This is a genomic window from Burkholderia sp. Se-20378, assembly GCF_017104665.1.
Taxonomy (GTDB): Bacteria; Pseudomonadota; Gammaproteobacteria; order Burkholderiales; family Burkholderiaceae; genus Burkholderia; species Burkholderia lata.
Genome location: NZ_JAAGPG010000891.1, coordinates 1 through 2,175, shown reverse-complemented (window position 1 = coordinate 2,175; position 2,175 = coordinate 1). Strand labels below are relative to the sequence as shown.

At 70.6% G+C, this 2,175-nt stretch carries 3 protein-coding genes and 1 pseudogene; all 4 read right to left on the bottom strand.

The genetic code is table 11. The features are described from left to right. A pseudogene (locus G3N93_RS41910) lies at positions 1-713 on the bottom strand (hypothetical protein); the annotation flags it as partial. 7 nt (positions 714-720) lie between these two features. Continuing rightward, a complete protein-coding gene (locus G3N93_RS38655) occupies positions 721-1,158 on the bottom strand; it encodes a thioesterase family protein (RefSeq protein WP_206135400.1) in 438 nt (145 codons plus the stop codon). Positions 1,159-1,297: 139 nt separating this feature from the next. Further along, positions 1,298-1,834 carry an NUDIX domain-containing protein gene (locus G3N93_RS38650; protein WP_089456050.1) on the bottom strand — a complete coding sequence of 179 codons (537 nt, stop codon included), beginning with the start codon at positions 1,832-1,834 and terminating at the stop codon, positions 1,298-1,300. Positions 1,835-1,955: 121 nt separating this feature from the next. Continuing rightward, positions 1,956-2,175 (bottom strand): YbfB/YjiJ family MFS transporter (locus G3N93_RS38645; protein ID WP_206135399.1); only part of this gene is annotated, 220 nt, incomplete at its 5' end.

The following is a 2,175-nucleotide window of genomic DNA, read 5'->3' as shown; positions in this document are numbered from 1 at the left end:
CGCAGCGGCAGCATTGCGCTCCAGCGGCCGTCACGTTCGGTCAGCAGCGCATCGACGGCGAGCGCCATCGACGTGCCGCGCAAGTCTGCACGCGTCAGCAGCGGCGCGTGGCGCGCGGCCCCGACATCGGTGATGAACGGCGCGAACAGGTCGGGCTTGACCGCGATGGGCTGGTTCGCGACGGCATTGCGCATCCGCGCGGCGAGCACATCGGCATCCGGCAGGCTCGCCTGGCGCGCGCGCTGCGCGGCGTCGCTCGGCAGGTAGCGCGCGGGACTTTCGAAGCCGGCGAGCGCGCCCTGGTCGACGAGCGGCTGCAATTGCGCGGCCACTTTTTCGGCGCCTTCGAGCGCGGCCTGTTCGGTCGATGCGGCAATCACGACGAGTTTCGCGCCCTCGCCGATCAGGTACGCGAGGCCGAAGGTCAGCAGCAGTTCGCTCGTATGGCCGCGCGCCTGCACGCGGCGCAGCAGCATGCGTTCGCAACCGGCGCCGAGCAGCCCGACCGCGAGCGGCGCGAGCACCAGCGCGGGCCAGAAGCCCGCGCTGGCCGCGATGCTGTAGCCGACGTACGCGCCGAGCATGTAGAAGCTCGCATGCGCGAAATTGAGCACGCCCTGCACGCTGAAGATCAGCGTGAGTCCGGCCGACAGCATGAACAGCAGCAAGCCGTAGCTGAGGCCGTTGAAGGCCTGGAGCGCGAACGCGTGCACCGCGCAGTCAGACCGCGAGCGGCTCGAGCGCGGCGCGCAGCGCATCGGGCAGCGGCACCGGCCGGCGCGTGCCGCGATCGACGTACACGTGCACGAAATGCCCCTGCGCGGCGGGCGACGCGTCGCCCTGCGCGAACAGCCCGACCTCGTAGCGCACGCTCGACGTGCCGAGCCTCACGACCCGCAGCCCGGCGTCGACCGACTGTGGAAACACGAGCGGCGCGAAGTAGTTGCACTGCGTCTCGACCACGAGGCCGATCGTCTGCCCGTGCTCGACGTCGAGCACGCCCGCGCGGATCAGGTATTCGTTCACGACCGTGTCGAAGTAGCTGTAGTAGACGACGTTGTTCACGTGCCCGTAGACGTCGTTGTCCATCCAGCGGGTCGTGATCGGCAGGAAGTGGCGATAGGCGTCGCGCGGACGCGGTTGCGGCTTGTCGGACATGGCGATGGCGGTCAGGACGATGGAAGCGTGGTGGACGACACGCGGCGGCCGCGGGACACGGCGCACCGGCAAGAAGCGGAACGCCGCGCCGCGATCGCTCGCGGCACGGCGGATGCAACGCTGCTGACAGGCCGGCCCGTCACTGCCCCGGCCGGTCGACGAACTCGAAATCGAGGCCGCGCGCCCGCATCCAGTCGGCGAGCGCGACGCCCGTGCCGGCGCGCCACGGGCGCAGCAGCGGCGGATCGACGAGCTTGTATTCGAGCAGTTCCGGCGACAGCGCGACCGTGCCCGACGCACGCACGTGGTACGCGATGATCAGCTCGTTCTTGCGGATGAATTCGTAGACGCCGACGAGCGACACGTGCTCGGCCTTCAGCGCCGTTTCCTCGAACACCTCGCGCGCGATGCCGTCCTCGGGCGTCTCGCCGTTCTCGAGGAAGCCGGTGATCAGCGCGAACATGCCTTCGGGCCAGGCCGCGTTGCGCGCGAGCAGGATCTTGCCGTCGAGCTCGACGATCGCGGCGACGACGGGCAGCGGATTGTTCCAGTGGACGTAGCCGCAGCTGTCGTCGGGGCACGCCTGGCGAATGCGGCCGCCTTCATGGTCGGGGTCGGCGCGCTCGGTGAGCGGGCTCGCGCAGCGCGGGCAAAAGCGGTAATCGGCGGTGGTCATCGATGAGGATCTGGCAGGCGCCGGACGGCCGCCAGCCGGCTGCCCGCGCACCCGCTCGGCGCGGGAAAGGCTTCATTCTAGCGAGTTTGCCCGTGCCGCAGACGATCCGGCCCCGCCGAAATCAGGGTTGCAGGCGCCCTCGTACGGCGGTCGCGGCAAAGCCGGCAGCGCCGAGCAGCAGCGCGGCTACCGCGACCCACAGCGCGGGGGAAAACGACCCGAAGCGCGCGGCCAGCGGCGCCGCGACGAGCGGGCCGAGAATCTGCCCGACCCCGTACGACGCGGTCGCATAGCCCATCAGCCCGGCGGCCCGCTCGCCGTGCAAAAGCCGCGCCTCGCGA

What these genes read in the sequence shown, in the direction of transcription:
- G3N93_RS38655 (WP_206135400.1), bottom strand. Translation starts at nt 1,158, where the DNA reads ATGTCCGACAAGCCGCAACCGCGTCCGCGCGACGCCTATCGCCACTTC.
- G3N93_RS38650 (WP_089456050.1), bottom strand. Translation starts at nt 1,834, where the DNA reads ATGACCACCGCCGATTACCGCTTTTGCCCGCGCTGCGCGAGCCCGCTC.